Source organism: Pseudolactococcus hodotermopsidis (genome assembly GCF_011170085.1).
GTDB lineage: Bacteria > Bacillota > Bacilli > Lactobacillales > Streptococcaceae > Pseudolactococcus > Pseudolactococcus hodotermopsidis.
In genome coordinates this window covers 1-18840 of record NZ_BLLI01000020.1, presented here as the reverse complement: position 1 = coordinate 18840, position 18840 = coordinate 1, and the positions used below count along the sequence as shown (strand labels likewise).

General features: G+C 39.4%; 13 protein-coding genes and 1 pseudogene. 3 read left to right on the top strand and 11 right to left on the bottom strand.

The features are described 5' to 3' along the window. Positions 1-198: 198 nt before the first annotated feature. From Hs30E_RS04530 to Hs30E_RS04515, 4 genes are all read right to left on the bottom strand, one after another. A complete protein-coding gene (locus Hs30E_RS04530) occupies positions 199-2991 on the bottom strand; it encodes an endo-beta-N-acetylglucosaminidase (protein ID WP_172208328.1) in 2793 nt (930 codons plus the stop codon). A 186-nt stretch (positions 2992-3177) separates the two neighbouring features. Continuing rightward, positions 3178-5862, bottom strand: a complete 2685-nt coding sequence (locus Hs30E_RS04525; protein ID WP_172208327.1) for an alpha-mannosidase — start codon at positions 5860-5862, stop codon at positions 3178-3180. Next, positions 5859-7172 carry a glycoside hydrolase family 125 protein gene (locus Hs30E_RS04520; protein ID WP_172208326.1) on the bottom strand — a complete coding sequence of 438 codons (1314 nt, stop codon included), beginning with the start codon at positions 7170-7172 and terminating at the stop codon, positions 5859-5861. The genes Hs30E_RS04525 and Hs30E_RS04520 overlap by 4 nt, the downstream gene beginning before the upstream one ends. A 7-nt stretch (positions 7173-7179) precedes the next feature. Next, positions 7180-9312, bottom strand: coding sequence for a GH92 family glycosyl hydrolase (locus tag Hs30E_RS04515; protein ID WP_172208325.1), 2133 nt, complete (start codon positions 9310-9312; stop codon positions 7180-7182). A 272-nt stretch (positions 9313-9584) separates the two neighbouring features. Here Hs30E_RS04515 and Hs30E_RS04510 point away from each other — a divergent pair, with 272 nt between their 5' ends. Beyond that, positions 9585-10832 carry an esterase/lipase family protein gene (locus Hs30E_RS04510; protein WP_228461990.1) on the top strand — a complete coding sequence of 416 codons (1248 nt, stop codon included), beginning with the start codon at positions 9585-9587 and terminating at the stop codon, positions 10830-10832. A 407-nt stretch (positions 10833-11239) separates the two neighbouring features. Here Hs30E_RS04510 and Hs30E_RS04505 read toward each other — a convergent pair whose 3' ends face one another. From Hs30E_RS04505 to Hs30E_RS04490, 4 genes are all read right to left on the bottom strand, one after another. Next, the gene (locus tag Hs30E_RS04505; RefSeq protein WP_172208324.1) at positions 11240-11620 is read right to left on the bottom strand and encodes a MerR family transcriptional regulator; all 381 of its coding nucleotides are present in this window, start codon (positions 11618-11620) and stop codon (positions 11240-11242) included. Between the two features lie 6 nt (positions 11621-11626). Further along, positions 11627-12475 carry an aldo/keto reductase gene (locus Hs30E_RS04500; protein WP_172208323.1) on the bottom strand — a complete coding sequence of 283 codons (849 nt, stop codon included), beginning with the start codon at positions 12473-12475 and terminating at the stop codon, positions 11627-11629. A 109-nt stretch (positions 12476-12584) separates the two neighbouring features. Then, positions 12585-13181 (bottom strand): histidine phosphatase family protein, encoded by a 597-nt coding sequence (locus Hs30E_RS04495; protein WP_371864137.1) that lies wholly within the window; start codon positions 13179-13181, stop codon positions 12585-12587. 66 nt (positions 13182-13247) lie between these two features. After that, on the bottom strand, positions 13248-14213 hold the full coding sequence (locus Hs30E_RS04490) for an aldo/keto reductase (protein WP_172208320.1): 966 nt from the start codon (positions 14211-14213) through the stop codon (positions 13248-13250). A 104-nt stretch (positions 14214-14317) separates the two neighbouring features. On the opposite strand from Hs30E_RS04490, the gene Hs30E_RS04485 reads away from it, so the two are divergent. Together Hs30E_RS04485 and mazE are read left to right on the top strand one after the other, a co-directional pair. After that, positions 14318-15193 (top strand): LysR family transcriptional regulator, encoded by an 876-nt coding sequence (locus Hs30E_RS04485; protein WP_172208318.1) that lies wholly within the window; start codon positions 14318-14320, stop codon positions 15191-15193. A 56-nt stretch (positions 15194-15249) separates the two neighbouring features. Beyond that, on the top strand, positions 15250-15447 hold the full coding sequence (gene mazE / locus Hs30E_RS04480; protein WP_172208317.1) for a type II toxin-antitoxin system PemI/MazE family antitoxin: 198 nt from the start codon (positions 15250-15252) through the stop codon (positions 15445-15447). Between the two features lie 535 nt (positions 15448-15982). Here mazE and rhuM read toward each other — a convergent pair. The 3 genes and pseudogenes from rhuM to Hs30E_RS04470 form a co-directional block, all read right to left on the bottom strand. Beyond that, positions 15983-16102 (bottom strand): annotated as a pseudogene (gene rhuM, locus Hs30E_RS11515) (RhuM family protein); the annotation flags it as partial. 22 nt (positions 16103-16124) lie between these two features. Further along, a complete protein-coding gene (locus Hs30E_RS11510; protein ID WP_371864136.1) occupies positions 16125-16286 on the bottom strand; it encodes a hypothetical protein in 162 nt (53 codons plus the stop codon). A gap of 127 nt (positions 16287-16413) precedes the next feature. Then, positions 16414-18636, bottom strand: a complete 2223-nt coding sequence (locus tag Hs30E_RS04470) for a TrlF family AAA-like ATPase (protein ID WP_172208315.1) — start codon at positions 18634-18636, stop codon at positions 16414-16416. Positions 18637-18840: the final 204 nt, after the last annotated feature.

Here is an 18840-nt window from a genome sequence, read left to right as displayed (position 1 = left end):
AAATTTTAATCGGACTAGATAATGGTGTTTTATTTTGGTGTTAAAAAGCACCTCAGAGTTAAAATCTGGAGCGAAAAGGGTGCTGAGATGAACTTTTTAATTATGCTTGTTTCAAGCCGTTTTCTTCTTGGAGTTGTTTGACGAAGTCAAAGTCAAGAATGACGCAAGCCTCAAAAACTTGATTCTTCTCAACCTATACTACTCAAAACCAATGACTTGAATATCGTAAATCCGCGCAGCGGTGTCTGCTGCTTGCGTTGCTTTTTTAACTGTCAAACGTACATAGCGTGCCTTGACTTGTTTAAAGGCATCAATAGATTCAGCTGCCGAGTTTTTCCGACGGTCAACGACCTCAGTAAATTTCGTGCCATCCTCACTCACTTCAATTGTGTAGTCAGATGTATTCATATCAGAACCCTCGCCACCAGATTCCGCATGACCGATTTTAACTGCGCTGATTTCAGAAATTTTTCCAAGATCAATGGTAATATTGTGCTTGTCATCGCCTGTCGCACACCATTTCGTATCAGCTTTACCGTCAACCGCCATTGGACCAGCCTCGCCATCATTGACTTGCGCTGAAACTTCAACTGGCTTATTCAAAGCCAAATCTTTCAAATCGCCCGCTTTTTCTGTTACCGTGATGAAATCTTTCAAAGTGACAGATTCAGACTTACCTTTAGCGTTTGTCGCTGTCAATTTGATTGAATAAGTCCCCGCCTTATCAAATTTAACTTTTGGATTTTTCTTCGTTGATTCTTTCGGATCGCCACTAACAAATTCCCATTTAAATTTCTCAGATGCTGGATTTGATTGGTTAATCAACGTGATTTCTTCACCGGGTGCAACAACCGTCTTATCCGCCGTGAATTTCGGTTTCGGAATTGAGTTGTCAGGCCAAGTAATCTCAGCCCTTGCTGCCTTGCCATTTGCGCCCGCAAAATTGACCGCATAGACCTCAAAAGTCGTCTTATCTAGCCCCTTTTCACGCGCTAAAGCATTGACAAAAAACTCATTTTCCGTACTCGCACCGACAAAAGACTTAGATCCGTCCTTATTGACCTGATAGACATGATATTCTTTCAACTCATCGCTCTTACTATCCGCCCAAGACAGTCGGAAACCACCGATTGTGCCTTCTTCTTCAAAAACTTGATCATCGATTTTCAAGTCTTTAACATCAACTTTTTTACTGTCAGCTTTCTCAGCAATCGTCAAACCTCCAAGATTGATATTATTGTGATCAATGTCGGTATCACTAACAAATCGGAGTGCAATATCAGAAACGGTTTGACCTTTAACCTCTGTCATATCAAACGTAACTGTTCCCCATTTATCAGCCAAAGTTTTGTCGCCTTTGAGAACTTTTTTATCGCCATTTTCAAGTGTCAAAACAGCTGAAACACTGACTTTATTATCAGAACGTGCAACGATAGAAAACTCAGTCTTATCTGTCAAAGTCAAATCAGTTTTGAAAAGACTAACAGTTGATACTTTATCCTTAGCAAATGAAGCGAGGAAATTAATCGAATTGCCACCATTATAAGCATTGGCATAATCAATCGTTGCTACCATCTCATTATCGCCCTCATTTTCAATAATCCAACGATAAGTTGGCATGAGGTCGGTCAAACTCCGATTATTCCAGTCACGCTCAGAAATTTTCTTGCCATTGTTGAAATAATTATAACCATTTCCAAGATTAAAATCAGTCCGCACAGGCAACTCAGTAATGCTTGAGCGTTCAGTCACATACTTGGAAATGCCTGGCCAAGCCGTATCAGTCGGCGCAGATTGACGTGGATCGCCGTAAGGGTTGACCCAGAAAAGATTTTCCGACTGCTCATAGTCCGTGAACGACTCGCTGTTACTGAAAGTTGAACTCGCCGCATAAAGCCCAAGCGAGGTAAATGTCGTATTTTTCGACGATTCGAAAAGTTTCCAGTCAACTTCAGTATCTGTGTCATCAGCTTGCACATCAACACCCGCATAAAGATTTTTCGGGTCAATCTTGATTTTAGCAGCATATTCTGCAGCTTTTTTCAGCAATTCTTTATGCGTATTTTCTTCATCTTTCCAAGCAAAATTGAGGAACATACTATCAGCAATTGGCTTGTTATCCTTGTCAACAAGGAACATCTGATTTTTGTCGTTAAGGGTATTTTGCCAATCCATTTTGCCCTCAGCGGTTTGTGAATCGTACCACATTGTTTGCAACTCTTTGCCGTTATATTCGCGCAATTTTATCAGAAATTCTTGCATATTTTTGGAATCTTCTGCATTTAGCGGATTTTCATCTGTCCCTTGGCTTTCTTGATTGATAAACCAGCCGTCAAAACCGTAAGATTTCGCTACTTCGACCAATTTTTGTGCAAATGGGAAGTCACCATTTGCATCTTTTTTAAGCGCCTCACGCAACCACTCGATTTTCCCACCATGCTCAGCTTGCGGGAAGAAAACCGTCCCAAGGACAGGCACACCATTTCTATGCGCCACATCAATCACATCAGCACTCGGTGGCACAATAATTCCTTCGCCAGACGACCCACCCCAATAAACGAGCGTGTCAATATATTGCCAATAAGTCAAGGTGTAGGCATCAAACTCGCCATTCCCACGCGAAAGATTCCCCGAGGTACTTTCATTCATCATGGCAAGCGCAACAACCTTAGTATCCTTATTTTGCGTCTCATTGACAAGAGTCATCTTCTCCTTGTCAATCCGTTTAGCAAGCGTAACATGGCTTGTATTAAAAGCTAAATCTTTGTCCTTAGCAGGTGTCCATGAAAGCAAATCTTCTGGAAACCAGTAGGAAGCAATCGGCCCATTTTTACTTTGATAATCTAAAACATCTTGCTTGATTGTCAGGTTATTCAAACCATTGTCAACTTTAGTGCTACTCTTCTTATTTGCCTCGCAAGCAGCCATAGCAAGGATAGATACCGACAATAAAGTAATCGGTAGCACGCGTTTTAGGACTTTCTTTTTCATTGATTTCTCCTTAATTTGTAAAATTGGCACCCAAATCTTATTGGGCATTGTCATATTATCCTTAGTATAGCGTTTTCATTTTCTGGAAACATTGAACAAATTAAAGTTTTTTGGGTGGAAATTAAAGATTTTTTGATATAAAAAATACCAAGCAATCATAATATTGCGCTTGGTATTTTACAGCATTTAGTCAAAGCCAATCGTCCGAATCTCGTAAGCTTTAACAGTTGCTTCAACCTCATTGTCTAAAACATCAGCAACCAAATTCAGTAGCCGAGCTGTTTTCCCATTTTTCGTAATCGTAAGCGCTCGCTCACTATCTGCTAGATTATAGCCTCGAACAAGCAACTGTTGCTCACTTGACACTAGCGTTGCCGTAACCGCAAAGCTATCGCCTTTGATGTCAATAAACCGTGAATTTGCAAGGAGCTTACCATTTTGCACAGAAGTTTGTTTAGCAATCAACGCAACTTGCGCCGACTGCGCTTGTTTGTAAGTCTCATAACGCGTTTCAGGAATACCATGCAATTCAATGCCATAATCAAAGCTAAAATCGCCCTGACACTGTGCTTCAGGTGTCGGGAAATAGCCCCAATCGCCAAGCTCTCCAACACAGCGAATCAAGGTCAAAGCAATCGTGTTTTGGCTAACAATTTCGTATTCATTAAGACCAAAATTTGAAACCGTCACACCATTTTCTGCCTCATGTAGATTGACAAATGCGTGTTGATGTTGCGGATTAGTCGGATTTTCCCAATATTTAGACGGCGTATTCGGGCGCTTAACGACTTCATAAATTGAATCCGCCTCATGTGTTTCAGTAACAATCGTTGTTGGAAAAAGCACGCGCAACCTATGGTCTTTGATCGTATTGTTAATCTGAGTTGAGAAACCAATTCTTTTACGGTCTTTGACAATGGTAATGACCGTTTCAATCGGAAAATCAACCAGTTCAGCATGACGACTTGTCGGACGAAACCTGAAATCAGTGACCATTTCTTGCTCACGTTGCAAGCCATCATCTGCTGATTTTGGCAATTTCAGATGATGAGTAAGTTTGATTTTGCCAACCAAATCAGTGTTTTCAAGAACGTCAAGGTCAAATGGCACATTTTCAGACGTGATAAAACTTTTATCCGCAGTTTGTGAGAAAATGTACTCATTGCCCATATCCCCGACATCTTCAAAAATCAGTTGGTTTTCTAATGTTTTTTTCGTCTCTTTATCATAAATAGTCAGTGTGCCATTAGCCATGACGTCGACTTTCACTTGCTCATTTTCGAGTACACGACCATTTTCCGCAACCAACTCATCAGAGATTTGACGTGAATCGCCTGCTACCAAAGCGAAAGTTTCCCGTGCAAATGGTGCAAAATGGCTCATATGGAGCTGAACCGTCACATATTTGGCATTGTAAGCAACACGGAAAGCCTCTTTTGGCAAATCATAGCCGAACTTGGTAAAAGGTGCTGAAATAGTTGCTGCGACTACTTCGCCATTTTCATTGATCACTTTGAAAGTTGGTGTAGCATCAGTTTCAACTTTCAGGAAATTTTCATGCGGTTTCAAGCCTAATTGATGAGAGTCTTGATAGGTCAAACGCTCAATTTCGATGTCAATCGTTACCATATCCGTTTTTGTGCTACCTGTCGTATTGACCACAAAAAACGGCTTAGAATCTGGCGGAAAAGCTGACGTATCAATATTTTCAGCCAAAACTTTCAAACTTTCCTCAGCAACATAGCGCCCAACTTCATAAGCTTTTTCAAAACGTGGCATCATCTCACGATGAACTTCATCAACCGAGCAACCACAAATTGAGTCGTGCGGATGATTTTGTAAAAGCGTTTTCCAAGCATAAGTCAGCTGATCATGTGGATAATCGCCCGTCAGCTCATGCGCCATTGCTGCCAAAGGCTCAGCAACATTTTCAAGTTGGCGCTCAACCCGCGTATTCCACTGCTTGAGGTAAACACGAGCCGAGGCAGTATTTGCCAAAGTAAACCAACCGTCGGTCTCTTGCGAAGTCAGCTCGCCCTCAACTTTCCCCAAATCTTCCGGCAAATGACACTGAACCGCCGCCAAATAATCCGTGAAATTCGAGTGAATAAACTCATAATCTGGATAAAGTTCATTTGCCAGCGCAATGGCTGCTGTCACATTTTTTTGGACAGGCTGATGATCAACACCATTCATCATGAGTAGATGATCCGTCGAGGCAAATTTTTCAGCATCTGCTAATTTTTCATCCCAAAATTTGATAGCTTCAGCTTTTTCAGCGGGAATTTCATTGCCATTTGAATACCAATTTGCAAAAAGTAAGCCGAAAATTTCTGTACCATCTGGTCCTTGCCATTTCATTTCAGAATACTGTGACGTAAAGGCATCGTCTGCCAAAACTTCATTGTCAAAGCCAATTGGTTTGACACCACGTCCATAGGCGGCAGCACTTATGCCCGCTTTTGTCATCATTTGCGGTGTTTGTCCCATATTGCCAAAAGTATCTGGAAAATAGCCGAGCATAGTTGGATTGCCCCATTTCTTAGATTCTTCTAAGCCAATCACCATATTACGAACATTTGCCTCAGAAGAAATGAGAAAATCATCTTGTAAAATATAAAAGGGGCCAATTCGCAGTTTACCATTAGCAATCGCCGTCTGTACACGCGCTCGATTTTCGGGACGAACTTGCAGATAATCGTCCAAAATAATCGTCTGACCATCCAAATGAAAAGAATTAAAATCAGGATTTGTCTCAAAAATATCAAGCAAATCGTCAACCAATTCAATCAAACGCATGTGATGTTGTTCATATGGCAAATACCACTCACGATCCCAGTGACTATGAGAAATAATATAGACTTTTTTCATTTTTCCACCCTTATATCAAAATAATCCATGACTAATTCACAAAACATCATGTTCGCCCATGAAAACCACTCACGCGTATAATTTTGCGGATTGTCAACATCAAATCCTTCGTGCATGAGATGTGTTCCAGCATCCGTTGCAACAAGCTGGTTAAGAATACGCTCTTTTTCCAACTTGTCAGCCGTTGTCAGCCCCTCCATAGCAAGCGCAATCGGCCAAACATAATTTTTGGGCGTATGTGATGAACCAATACCGCGCGCAAATTTCCCCTCATAGTAATAAGGATTTTCGCTAGAAAGCAAGGTTTTCCGAGTTGCTAAATAGTCCGCATCTTCTTGTGAACAATAGCCTAAATACGGCGCTGCAATTAAATTTGGCACATTTGAATCATCCATGAGACTGGCATTGCCTAGACCATCAACTTCGTAAGCGAAAACTTTCTCGCCAGCAGCATTTTGAGTAAAAGCGTGTGCTTGAATCCCATCTTGAATGTCATTTGCTAGTGACTGTGCCTCTTTAGCAATCGCTTTATCAGACAAAATAGTCGTGAAAATTTCTGCAATGTAGCCTAAAACGACAACCGCAAATAAATTTGACGGGACGAGATAACCGTATTGACAAGCATCGTCAGACGGACGGAAACCCGACCAAGTCATGCCTGTTCTTGCAACTTTTGCGCCTTTACCATTATTTGGCAAAGTATCCTCTAGCCGTGTCGTATCTCGAACAAATTGATAAGGCGACTGATTATGGTTTTGCTCCGTTCTTAGAACTTCTAATGCTTTTTTAATTCCTGACACATATTCAGCTGTAAAATGATCGGTACGACCTGTATTTTTGTAAAGCAAATACGCCAACTGAATCGGATAACATAGTGAGTCAATCTCATATTTGCGTTCCCATATCCAATCATTCATAGCTGTCAAATCAGTCTGATGTCCCGCACCATTTGCTGTTTCATTGAACGCATTGGCATAAGGGTCAATATTGATATACATAAATTGTTTTTTGACAAGTCCCGCAATCATATCAGAAATTTCAGGATTGTCTCGCGCAATAACCAAATAAGGACGAACTTGCGCCACAGAATCACGCAACCACATGGCTGGAATATCGCCTGTCAAAACATAAGTTGAGCCATCAGCGTGATATTTGACTGCTGTTTCAATGGTATTGGCAAAAGCTGATTTAAAATTCACTGCCCAATCAGCATGTTCAGCACCGCATTTACTTTCAATTTCTGCCATAAATTTCTTAACAGATTCTGGTACTGTATTTAAAATAACTGGTTTTGTTGGTTGATGTGTCATTTTTACCTCATTTTTTTGTTAGACTGAAAGGATAATCTTCCTGTTGATAATTGCGACTACGTGGGACAATGCCGAGATCAAATTTGATGTCACCACCCGCCATTAACTCCTCATGGTCAAAGTAAAGTTTCGTATAGGTGACGCCATTTCGGCTAATTTTATCAATAAATTGCTGCTGCGGCTGATTTGGACTTGTTTTGATTTCAAGCGTTTTGCCATTTGACAAATGAATTGTCGCCTTTTCAACCAGCGGCATCCCTAGCACGTACTCCGCTGTTCCTGGGCAAAATGGATAGAAACCAAGGCTGTTAAAAATGTACCAAGCTGCCATAGAACCATTGTCCTCATCGCCTGGAAAACCTGTTTGCGAGCTATCAAAACACTGAGTCATTAGCATTTTTAGCAAAGGTTGCGCATTTTCAGGCTTGCCGATAAAATTAAATAAGTAAGGCAGATGAAAGGACGGCTGATTTGAAATTGCCAACTGACCAAATTCAATCGCTGCCATTTCCGACATTTCATGAATTTCAAAGCCATAACCACCGACCTTAAAAGTTGGCGCTTGGTTGCAAAGTTGGGTTAATTTTTCTTGAAAGGCTGCTTTGCCACCATATGCCGCAATGAGTCCGCCTACATCGTGGAAAACAGCAAAACTAGATTGCCATGCTGAACCTTCTGCATAGTCTTGCCCCCAACGATTGGCTGAGAATTGCGGTCTAAACTCGCCTGTTTTATCCTTGGCGCACATAAAACCCGTTACATTATCAAAAATATTCAGAAAATTTCGCGATTGCTTGCGATAGCGTTGACTCTCGCTATCTTTAAGTTTTTTAGCAACTTGGCTGATACAAAAATCTGAGTAGGCATAGTCGAGCGTGTGATTGACAGATTCGTGATAATCAAGCGGGACGTAGCCGTATTTGAGATAGTCAAGTGTACCCTGGCGCCCATAATTACTGTGACCAGACGAGGTAGTTGCGCCCTTTTTCATAGCCTCAAGAAATTCTGGCATAAGGTCTGGACGGATATTTTTGCTTGAGGCATCGGCAATAACGGCATCTATCAATGTCCCAGGCATCAGCCCACGCTCGTCTGGCGACAACCATTTAGGCAAATAGCCTGATTCACGATAACTGTTGAGAAATCCCTCTAACATCTCAGCAAACTTCTCCTGTGCGATTAAGGAAAATAGCGGATAAACCGTTTTATAGGTGTCCCAAAAACCGTTATTGGTATAAAGAACACCTGTTTTGATAGATTTAGCAAGCGTATCATAATGAATTTTTTCACCATTCTTATCAATTTCATAAAATTTCTGTGGAAATAAGAAACTTCTGTAAAGATTATGATAAAAAGTAAGGGTATGCTCTGAATTTTGATGGGTTACTTCGATTCGATTGAGGTAGTTTTCCCATTCTTTTGCAGCAGCTTGTTTGACTTCTGAAAAATTTTTGTCACTTTCACGCGACAAATTCAACTGCGCTTGTTCAACTGAAATAAATGATGTCCCAAGTTGCAAATTGACTTGTCCAGCATTTTCAAAATAAAGCATAACAGATTCTTCATTCTCTTGCGCTGTGACAATAGCTGTGTCAGATTTTATGGTAAAATAAAATGTCAGCTCTGGATCTTCTGAACCCGCAAAATTGATAACCTGACCTTGAATTTGATGGTCATCTAACTGTTGAAAAACATATCGCTTAGGCAGATGTAAAAATAACCCCGCCTCTTCTTGCTTATAATCAACTTGCAAAGTCCCACCATACATTGACGGCGAAAAACGTGCTTGATAACCGTAACGCAAAGCTGTGATTTCTAGGAAATGTGGCTGAAAAATGGCGTTTTCAGACCGATAACTTGACTGCGCATCGCTAATCGTTACACCGTTTAGCTTGCCATTTATCGGCAAAAGCGACAAATAGGAAAAATCGCCCATCCATGGGGAAGGTTGATGTGTTAGGCGAATGCCCTGAAAAATAGGGTCGCGCGGATTGAACCACCAACTGCCATTTTGAAAATTCGTTTGTGGTGCAAAATAATTCATGCCAAAAGGCACGCCAGTCAAGGGCAGACAGTTACCATTTGAAAACGACCAACTGTTATCTGTCCCTTGTCTTGTGTCAATTTTAGTTACTTTCATATGTCACCTTTGCAAAATTATTCTAGTTTAGAGTCTATTATAACGCTTAGACTTTCCTATTTCGTTGAACAAACTAAAGCTATGGGGTAACAAATTAAAGATATAAATTTGACACATTTTAGGGTATAATTGAGTATAATACTAAAATAGAAACTCTTAATTATCAAGGAAATCGTATGAAAACATTTTGTAAAAGACTTATTTCGTATGGCTTATTGGTCACATTTTTAAATATTATTCTGTTATTTTCACTATCACATGTACATATTTTATTGAAAATCTTGATAAGTCTTGGCTTATTTGGTTTTTATCTGTATTTCAATAGCCGCCCACAATTAATCAATGGGCAACTTCATCGGCGCTTAGAAATTATGCTAGGTGGCTATGAATGTCTGCTAGCTGCTGAGGTTTCCGTGCTTGCTGTCCTTGCTTTTTACCTTTATCTAATAGCATTCGCAAAGTTGACGATTAGCTTACCGATTCTCATTGGTAACGGTGTGTTTGCTACCGTTTTTTTGCTCATTCTCGTCTCAAATGGTCTGATTCGCATTTTCACAATGTCCCGCCAAAATGGCTTGAAAACTTATATTCTACTCGCTATTTTTTGGTGGCTACCTGTTGTAAATGTTATTTTATTGAAAAAAGTGTGTCGCACGACGGTTAAGGAATATCGCTATGAATTGAAAAAATCTGAGCGCAATCGTAATCGAGAAACGGCGCAAGTTTGTGCAACAAAATATCCTATCTTGCTCGTGCATGGTATCTTCTTTCGCGATTGGAAGGCTTTTAACTACTGGGGTCGGATTCCTAAGGCGTTGATCGAAAATGGTGCGACAATTTTTTATGGTGAGCAACAATCTACTGCTGCCGTGCCTGTTTCTGCCGCTGAAATTCGGGATAGCATTTTAAAAATTATCAAGGAAACAGGTGCTGAAAAAGTCAATATTATCGCACATTCAAAGGGTGGCATTGACTCGCGCTACGCTATTAGCGTACTTGGCATGGACAAATATGTCGCTTCGCTGACAACGATTAACACGCCACATTTTGGCTGTAATTATGCGCGTAAGCTCATGGATAAAATTCCCGACAAGGCGGTTGCGGCGATTGGTAACAAGTACGAGAAACTTTTCACTAAGCTCGGCGATACCGAGCCTGATTTTATGAGCGGTTTGGTCGATTTGACCGATGTCGCTTGTGCGCAGTTAAATGAAATTGCACCAAATATGCCAAACGTTCTTTATCAAAGTATCGGCTCTCAGATGAAATCACGCTCTGCGGCTGGCTTTCCGCTTAATCTCGGCTACATGATTATCAAGCCCATGGAGGGCGAAAACGACGGTTTGGTGGCAACAACCTCTATGCCATGGGGTAATTATCTGGGCTTAGTGACAACAACTGGCAAGCAAGGCATTTCTCATGGCGATGTGATTGACTTGACTCGGAAAAACATTGATGGCTTTGATGTCTGTGAGTTTTATGTGGATTTGGTTAGTAAGTTGAAGCGTCAAGGGTTTTAAAATACTCGATATGAGCATTTTTTTGTAGAATAGAATTAATAAAAAAGTCGCAAATCTACGACTTTTTTATAGGGCATTTCTAAAAACTGCTCCTGCGATTATTCGTCGCAGAATGATTTGCTCCTGCGATTACTCGTCGCAGAATGATTTGCTTTTGTTCATTTTTAGATAAAATTTTCTTAGACTAGAAAATTCGACGAAGGCTTGTAGGTAGCACAAGCACTTTCTGTGGCGAGTAATCGCAGCCACAAGTCAAGGAGGATTTGACGACTAAGGAAAGATAGCAATTTTTTCATGCACCGAGTAACCGCAGGTGCACATCTTTTTTCTGTTAGCGATTTTATGGGCTAACAAAAATGGGCGAATCTGAGTTTTTGGAGATGCCCTATAGCTAAATTTACTTGCTGTCACTTCGTCAATTTCCGCTCGCTCTCCCGCATATGTTCGTCATAATTGTCAATTTTTTCTTGTAAATAATCCCGTGCAGTAGCCAAATCATTGATTTTTTCTTGCATGTCATCAGCTGACTTTTGCAAAATTTCTTTGCGTGCTGAAATCGTTGTTGCATCATTTTCATAAATCAAAATCAAATAGGCTTTCAGCGACTCAATAGACATACCAGCTTTTCGCATAAATCGGGCGAAATTCAGTTGATTGAGACTGCGCTCACCGAAATCTCGGATACCATTATCCTTGCGAGGTACTTGCCCAATAATTCCAATCCGTTCATAATAACGAATGGTATCAATTGATAAACCCGTCAACTCGCTGACTTTTTTGATATTCATAGGCAATTATTCCTCAACTTCCCAACTCATCAATCGTGCAATTTGCTCAGGGTCATCATGGCTAAAAAACTGAGATTGACCCGTATTAAGCATAGCAATATTTTGCATGTCATCACTGCTTAGTGAAAAATTGAAAATATCAAAATTTTCGGCGATTCGCTCACGGCGAATAGATTTAGGAATGACGACAATACCACGCTGAATCTGCCAACGTAAAATGACTTGACCGATTGTCACACCGTGCGCTTGTGCAATTTCCCTTAACACAAGATTTTTAAAAATACCATTCTTTCCTTCCGCAAATGGTGCCCAGCCTTCATGTTGCACACCAACTGACCGCATATAAGCTGATTCAGATTCACGCTGAATAAAGGGATTCGTTTCAATTTGGTTGACTGCTGGTGTTATTTTATGCCAAGAAATCAGATTTTGTAACTGACCATTGCTAAAATTTGAGACACCAATTGACTTGATTCTGCCGTCATTTACAGCCTCGACCATTGCTTGCCAAGCACCAAAAATATCGCCGAAAGGCTGATGTAAAAGCAGTAAATCAATATAATCAAGTTGCAAACGATCAAGTGAGCGGGCAATCGCATACTGCATATTATCATAGCCGGTATCGGAAATCCAAGCTTTTGTGGTCACGAAAATCTCATCACGTGGTATCCCAGAATCCTTAATTGCGCGCCCGACTGCGACTTCGTTATGATACATAGCTGCTGTATCAATCAAACGATAACCTATTTCAAGCGCCATTTTGACCCCCATATAAGTCTCATTGTCATTGGCTTGAAAAACACCATAACCAAGTAAAGGCATTTTGATATTGTTATTTAATGTGATATATTCCATGGCTACTCCTTTAACGATTGAGGTATGAAATGCCGAAGAGTTTAGGGAAGTAGCTAGGCACAACGTGGCTTTGCGGTTTTACCGCTTAGCCGTTGGGTTGGCTACTCCTTTAGTGATTAACCGACATCTGTTCTGCCAATCTAAACAATTCTTCAAGGCTAAAAGTTTGCTTATTCTCATCAAAATGTAATTTAACCGTCGCAAGATTACCAAAAGAACTAAATTGCGATTTGTCAAAATATAAAGCTAGAAAATTCACAATTGCTGCACCGTGACTGACGATTAGCACTGTGTGATTGTCTGAGCGATTCATAATCTCTAACACCGTTTGATTCATGCGTTCAGCGACTTGTTTGCGTGTCTCACCACCATAATTATGTTCAGCGAAAAAGGTATCATAGTCCGCAACTGGTGGATTGAGCTGTTCACTTTGCCCCTCAAAAACGCCGAAATTCATCTCTTTCAAGCCTTTCATGCGCTCGTATGGCAGTTTACCATTGAGCAAAAGCTCCAAAGTGTCGCTCGCCCGCTCTTGAGTCGAGGTGTAGGCGTGATCAAAAGCGACGTTTTCGATAAATGCCTGCGCGCGAATCGCCTGCTTAATGCCAAGCGCCGTCAGTGGCGAGTCGCTCGCACCTTGCACACGGTGCAGGACGTTAAACAAAGTCTGACCGTGGCGTGTGATATAAAGTGTTTTCATAGTAATTTCTCCAATTTTTTTGATAATTCTATTATAAATGCTGGAGTGGACTCTAGGTCAAGCAGAAATTTATCAAAGCGCCCCAACAATTGCATGCGGATAATAAAATGCCTCTAAATCAGCCATATCTTCAGCCGTCAAATTGACCTCAAATGCACCAACTGCATCAGTCAGATAGTGTGCTTTTGTCGCCCCAATAATCGGCGAGCTGACCCCTTTTTTGAAATGCCAAGCAAAAGCAATCTGCGACATGCTACAATTATATTTCTCAGCCAAATCATGCACACGTGTGACGATTTTCATATCCTCTATCATTGTTTTGTTATATTTTGTCTGTGCTGTTTGATCAGTTTGCCCACGTTTTGAGGGTGATTCCCAAGTCGGACGTGCCAAATGCCCCGAGGCGAGCGGACTGTATGGTGTCAAGGAAACATTGTCTTGTTGACAAATCGGAATCAGCTCCCGTTCATCTTCACGATAGAGTAGATTGTAATGATTTTGCATGGCTGAAAATGCTGTCAAATTGTTATATTTGGCAATTTGTTGCATGTTTTGAAATTGATAGCCATACATTGCTGAGGCACCAAGCGCTCTGACTTTGCCAGATTTTACCAAATCATTCAGCGCCACCATTGTTTCAAGCATGGGTGTGCTGTTATCAAAACGATGAATGATATACAGGTCGAGGTAATCCGTTCCCAAACGCGCCAAAGTGCCGTCAATCTCACGATGAATGGCGGTTTTTGACAAATGCCCGTCATTAAAATAAACTTTCGAGGCGAGGACAACCTTATCACGACTGATCTGTCGCTTGATTGCGCGACCAAGATAGGTCTCAGAAGTCCCTGCCGAGTAGGTATTTGCCGTATCAAAGAAATTAATGCCTAAATCTAAGGCTTTTTTAACAATTTCCTCACTTTGCGATTCGTCCAAAGTCCAAGCATGAAAACCACTCTTTTTAAAATCGCCGAAAGACATAGCCCCCAAGCAAAATTTTGAAATCGTGATGTCTGTTTGTCCTATTTTTGTAAATTCCATGATGTTTACCTCGTTTTTCTATATTTATATTATCGCTTAAAATTCTTATCATGTAAAATACTTCTTTTAAATCACTTACCATGCTTATATGGTATAATAAATTTATGGAAACAAGACATTTACATTATTTTTTAACTGTGGCGAAACTTGGCAATATCACGCGCGCTGCTGAGCAATTACACATCACACAACCGACTTTGAGTCGACAATTGATTGATCTTGAAAAACAGCTCGGGACAAGTTTGCTGATTCGGGGCAAGCGTCAGATTACTTTGACCGCTGCGGGTGTGCTTTTTCAGCAACGCGCCTCGCAAATTCTTGCCATACTTGACAAAACACGCAACGATTTACTCGAAACCAAGGAAATTCCCGCTGGAACTGTGACGATTGGCGTTGTCGAGACAACAATTGCGCAATTTTTGGCGAAAAAAATAGCCGACTTTCACGACCATTATCCGCAGATTCGGATTGATTTGTATAATGCTGATGGCGATGATAATCGGGAGAAACTCGACCGTGGCGAGCTTGACATGGCGCTTTTGATTGAGCCAGTTGAGGCTGCCAAATATCATTTTAAACGTCTTGGACCGACTGAGCGTTGGGGCATTATTGTTCGGAAAAATGACCGACTTGCGAGACGAAAATTTGTCACGCGCCACGATATTTTGGGCAGAAAAACGATGATGTCCCGCCGTGCCATTGTCAGCAGTAGCCTCTTTGACTGGCTACATATTCAGGCAAATGACCTTGATATTGTGAGCACGCACAACTTATTGACAAATGCCCTGCCCCTTTTAGCGCAGCAACATCTGATGACGATTGCTGTCGAGGGGGCACTTACGATTCGCCCTGTGAGCAATTTGACGTTCGTTCCTTTTTCGCCCAATCACGTCAGCCACCACGTACTCGTCTGGCGGAAAAATGTTTTGCTTAGTGCTGCAGCGCAGTTGTTTTTGGACTTTTTGTTGGGGGAGGGATGAAGTTTTACTTGAATTTCTTTTTAGGTGTATACTAAATGTATACAGGAGGCAAACACATGAACACTGTCAAAACTCGGAAAATCGACAATTCAACGACTGTTACCATTCCCAAAGAAATTGATGTCGAAATCGGTGCTGAATTTTTCGTCTACAAAGGCGTTGATAACGTCATTATCCTTGCGCGAAAAGTCGAGAATCCTTTCACTTCTGACAATGAAAGAATCGGTCGCAGATGTGACTTTTCTAGCCACTGAGATTGGGGAATAATGTATCTGCCAGACAAGCAAGACATCGTTTTCATTAACTTGGATTCATCAATCAGAAAACGCAGACCTACGTTCGTCGTCAGCAATCTGGTTTAATCGCCATTTGTCCGATTACGCACGCCATGCTAAACGCATTCAGAACGACAAAACGCTGATGATTTTGTCAATCCTTTACAACTCTACAAAGAAATGCCGAGAAAGTCGATGTTATGAACACATGGACTTTTCAACAGGTTGTTCAATTTATTTTTTGAGCACTTGTTTGGTGCTTTTTGTTTCATCTTTGTCATTTGGATTATTTTTTTACTGTAAAAGTTTTATTCTAATGAAAATAACATCCCGACAAAACCGGTAGTCTCATCATCAACATAACATAGCGGTTTTGGGGGCATTCAATTACCACCCACACCACCAAGAAGTCCATCAAAAAACACTAAACAACAACCTATAACCCAGATAAAGGTAGCGAGTAATAATTCGCTACCTTTATTGTTTTTCAGTATTGGCTCTATTTATAATCAACTCCGCTAAGTGTAAATGTTTCAACAATTTGTGTCGCCCACTTCCGAAACTGCACGGCACGATCAGAATTTACTTTATAGCCAACGGCAATTATTGCTTGTAAATTATAGTGTTTTGTCTCGTAGTTTTTTCATCCGATACAGTTACTTGAAATTTTCATCAGCATATATCGCCTCCACGCCACTTGATGTGATGAAAGTTAGATACTCGGCAGCACTGCTATGGATAGAGATTTCTTTGTTTTTATTTGCATTGTTTCCAATGATTCTCACTTTCGCTATTGTTGCTTGATTCAATTCTATCATCATTATATCACGCCCTAAATTTACAAAATAACCAATAGATTAAGAAAATGGATTTTGAGCAGATTTGAGGATAGTATGAAAAATAATCACTCACCCAGACATTAAGTGGTTATTCTATATTCTTGACTTATCTATATTTCTGTTCTCGTTTCTCAAACGCTTCACGTCCACCTTCAAGAATTTCCACCACATGCTCACGGATTCCTTGTTTTGCAAGGACAAATTTTGATTTTTCATCAACGAAAGTATCTTCTAAACCACCATTAACGTAAGCAAACTTAATATCCTGTTCATTTTGAGAATCTCCAGAATGTTTGTTGGCGACAATAACGTTCTCAGCATCTGCCCCCACAACAACATTCGGATTATGTGTCACCAAAATAATTTGGCGCTCTTTTTTCTTTTTTTTCAAATATTTTGTTAAATCATTGTAGATTGCTCGATTATCTAAACTATCTTCTGGCTGGTCTATAATAACTGGTTTTTTATCTTTACTAAATTCTAAAATCAAAGTCAAGATTACAAATGATTTTTTCCCTTGTGACATTTGCTCAAAATCATCCTCCTCATATAGTAAAGTATAGTTAATAGTAAACCATTGCTGAGATAACACCTCTTTGATTAAATTGTCTTGATTTTTATTCTGATTATAGGTTAATCTTAAATCATCAAAAATTGTCTGAATTGTATCGTCTGAACCTTTATCAAATTTTTCTATGAAACTATTATTAGTCGCGTTTTTACCATTCAAATATTTAATCTTGTCTTCAAATTTTATAGGTTTAAAATCCAATTTAATTTCAACAGAACCAGCCTTTACTTTAAAATCAGTTTGCAATTGTTCACGAAAATCTTTAAATTTTTTATAATTTTCTATGATTTCAGTTTGGTTATCTTTAATTTGCTTTTCAATACCCGCCTTATCTTTTTCATATTTCTCAAATTCTTCCAACTTATCGGACTCAGATTTTAACTGTTTATCCAATTTAGCTAATGATTCATCATTTGCAATGTGAGCTTGTCCTTTTTTGTAAATAGCCAAACTCTCAATTTTTGTTATATTGTCTTGTTGTTTCTCCCTAAATTCTGAACTCTCTGAAACAACTTTGTCTAATCTTTCCTTCCATTTTTGGTTAATTTCCTGTTGTAGTTCACCTAGATATTTCTGTAATTGTAATTTAGTTTTATCTGTTAAGTTTGATAAGTTTGCGTTTATTTGAATTTCTTGATTTTTTATCTCTGATAAGTGGGTTAAATCACTTTCAATATCCTTTTCAAGTTGTTTTGCGTTCTTTAATTCATTAACCTTATTAGCATATTCTTTGCTATCGTTATCTGAAAAATTACTTTGTTTTTGTTTCAAAGACAATTCTTCTTTCAATTTCTCTATTTGTGTAGTAATTCCTTTTTTATCTCCCTCAGGATGTTTCAGATTTGACAACTGAGTTTTGAGATTTTCCCATTCTTGAATTAAAGTGTTTATTTGATTTTGATTTTCTTGTGTTTCGCTTTCAAATTTTTTAATTTTAGCATAATTTTCTTCATCAGATTTTACTATATCTCCTACTAATTCATTTCGTCTATCATCATCTTCTGCAATTTTAATCATGTAATCTTGTGGAAGAAATTCTAAATCTTTATGCTCTTGCCCATCACGCCAACCAATAGTTATATCTTTATCAAAAATGTGCATTCCTTGTTTAGTGTTTTTATCAATAGGAATGAAATTTGGATTTTGTAAAGTTTTAGCAATAGTGTTAGTTAAAGTTGATTTGCCCGTTGAACGACCACCAATAATAGTATTTAATGACGAACTCAAGAAAAGTTTCTTTCCGTTGTCAAGTTTCTTTCCGTTGTCTAACTCAATAAAATCAATTACTTGATAATCATTTTTCCTATCAGGATTGTCTTTTCCTAGTGAGATTCTATCCTCAGGTTCAAATAAAATTTGTCGTAAGCCATTGAAAGTTAAATCTGCCTTTATCCAAGAATATTTAGAACCTATTTCATCCAAATTATGTGAATCCGACGACTGAAGAAGCGCTCTCTTGTATTTTGATTTGTTTAGCCAATAGTCCCTATCTGTATTTGAATTAGTATGTTTACACTTACTGTCCGTACAAGTTTGAGGATTATCACAACTTGAATGAATAATGAAATCAGAAAGAGAACAAATATTTTCATAAACAGCTTGGTTTTTCTTATCCGCGTCACTTGTTGCACTCCCGTGACCACGAGCAAGAAAACCCGTTAAATATCTCCCATGTAAATCTTGATTATTTTCCAATTTTTCTTGAAGTATCTCAAAAGATATATTGGCACTTTCTTCAATTTCTTGCTTTTTTAACAAATTGAACGCCTTATTTTGACTACCAACATTCGCCTTCAGTTCACCTAACAGATTCTTAACAATTTTATCGTCTAATTTATTAGACTTCTCCCGAAATTAAATTTCGAAATTGATAATACCACAAATTAAGGACGCACGAAGTAAGTGCCTCTTTCTTCGATTACGATATTTCTGAGCCATACACTTAAAGGTTTTGATTTTAGC

Coding starts and splice junctions, on each gene's coding strand:
- Hs30E_RS04530 (WP_172208328.1), bottom strand. CDS start 2,991: ATGAAAAAGAAAGTCCTAAAACGCGTGCTACCGATTACTTTATTGTCG.
- Hs30E_RS04525 (WP_172208327.1), bottom strand. CDS start 5,862: ATGAAAAAAGTCTATATTATTTCTCATAGTCACTGGGATCGTGAGTGG.
- Hs30E_RS04520 (WP_172208326.1), bottom strand. CDS start 7,172: ATGACACATCAACCAACAAAACCAGTTATTTTAAATACAGTACCAGAA.
- Hs30E_RS04515 (WP_172208325.1), bottom strand. CDS start 9,312: ATGAAAGTAACTAAAATTGACACAAGACAAGGGACAGATAACAGTTGG.
- Hs30E_RS04505 (WP_172208324.1), bottom strand. CDS start 11,620: ATGAATATCAAAAAAGTCAGCGAGTTGACGGGTTTATCAATTGATACC.
- Hs30E_RS04500 (WP_172208323.1), bottom strand. CDS start 12,475: ATGGAATATATCACATTAAATAACAATATCAAAATGCCTTTACTTGGT.
- Hs30E_RS04490 (WP_172208320.1), bottom strand. CDS start 14,213: ATGGAATTTACAAAAATAGGACAAACAGACATCACGATTTCAAAATTT.
- Hs30E_RS04485 (WP_172208318.1), top strand. CDS start 14,318: ATGGAAACAAGACATTTACATTATTTTTTAACTGTGGCGAAACTTGGC.
- mazE (WP_172208317.1), top strand. CDS start 15,250: ATGAACACTGTCAAAACTCGGAAAATCGACAATTCAACGACTGTTACC.
- Hs30E_RS11510 (WP_371864136.1), bottom strand. CDS start 16,286: ATGATAGAATTGAATCAAGCAACAATAGCGAAAGTGAGAATCATTGGA.